The organism is Acinetobacter sp. YH16053, from assembly GCF_013417035.1.
Lineage (GTDB): Bacteria > Pseudomonadota > Gammaproteobacteria > Pseudomonadales > Moraxellaceae > Acinetobacter > Acinetobacter towneri.
Genome location: NZ_VPEP01000155.1, coordinates 1 through 1,098, shown reverse-complemented (window position 1 = coordinate 1,098; position 1,098 = coordinate 1). Strand labels below are relative to the sequence as shown.

General features: G+C 39.9%; 2 protein-coding genes and 1 pseudogene. 1 reads left to right on the top strand and 2 read right to left on the bottom strand.

Annotated elements, in window-relative coordinates:
• Positions 1-187, top strand: a pseudogene (locus FTV43_RS15930) (P-type conjugative transfer protein TrbL); the annotation flags it as partial.
• Between the two features lie 21 nt (positions 188-208).
• Here the strand turns inward: FTV43_RS15930 and FTV43_RS15760 are convergent.
• Positions 209-442: a hypothetical protein gene (locus FTV43_RS15760; protein WP_065996352.1), complete on the bottom strand. Its 234-nt coding sequence runs from the start codon at positions 440-442 to the stop codon at positions 209-211.
• 15 nt (positions 443-457) lie between these two features.
• A partial coding sequence (gene repM, locus FTV43_RS15755; protein ID WP_179995866.1) for a replication initiation protein RepM occupies positions 458-1,098 on the bottom strand: 641 nt, incomplete at its 5' end.

Below are 1,098 nucleotides of genomic sequence, written 5' to 3'. Positions count from 1 at the left end.
GGGTAAAGCTGGTTTTATGGCTGGTAATATGGCCATGAATATGAGTTCTGCTTTAAAAAGTGACCTTGGTAGTCGTTTAAGTGGTTCTACGACTGGTGGACGTATGGCTGGCTCGATGATGAATAAAGCAAACGAGCTACGGTCAAAACGATCTAAAAGCAATCAGGATGAAAACACTATCTCATAGGGCGAGACAGATTTTTTCTGATTATTCGCATTTGTTTAGTTGTTGTTTTATACGCTCAATCCTTGTAATAAGACCATCCACACAACTTTGATGACGTTCATAAAGTGGGTGGTCTTTATTCTGCCAGTTATCCAATATTTCTTTGGCTTCGATGTACTCTTGTTCTAGTTTGTATAGTTGACCTTTCAGTCCAAAATTATCTTTATTCCAGATAGCTAATAGCTCGGTTTCACTTAGTTTTGATAAATCAGTCATTAGTAATACTCCCATTTAACCTTTAAAATCTGTTTCTGTTCGCAATGCCTTGAATATGCGTTTTGCCGTTTCTTCTCGCACACTGGACGGGTCACGTAAAATATTGGCAATCCATATTGCAAATGCTTGATAGTCCTTATTCCCTGCTAGGTCGCTGATACTGTGGACTTTAGACAATACTGAGCTATAAGTATTTATCTGACTGTCTGACAAGTTGCAGAACATATCAACCGTGCTTGGATCTCGTTCATGGTTGATTGTTTTAGGCTTGGATTTCTGTTTAAAGCTGAATGAAAACCCAATGATTGAACGTCCTCGCTTATGTTGCTCGTATTCTGCCTTAATGTCGGTATGGTCGTTAATTTGTTGAATAGCAGGCTCTAATACTCGTCTTTTAAACGATTCCATCCGTTGATGCTCTGTGTCCAATACACCAAGTCTTGACCTCAATTCCTTAGTTTCAAGCATTGATACTTTCCCAGTGCTACGCCATGCAATTAGTAGTTCATATAAACGTATGGCATAGGCACTCGTTAGGCTACTTACCTGCTCCAGTTCATAACTGGTGAAATGCTTCTCTAGGTTGGTGATCAGTGGCACAACATCATCTGAAAACCTGATACGGACAAGGGCTTCGTTTTCAACATAGGCCACAC

Excerpts from the sequence above, each read along its gene's own strand:
- FTV43_RS15760 (WP_065996352.1), bottom strand. The coding sequence starts at position 442 with ATGACTGATTTATCAAAACTAAGTGAAACCGAGCTATTAGCTATCTGG.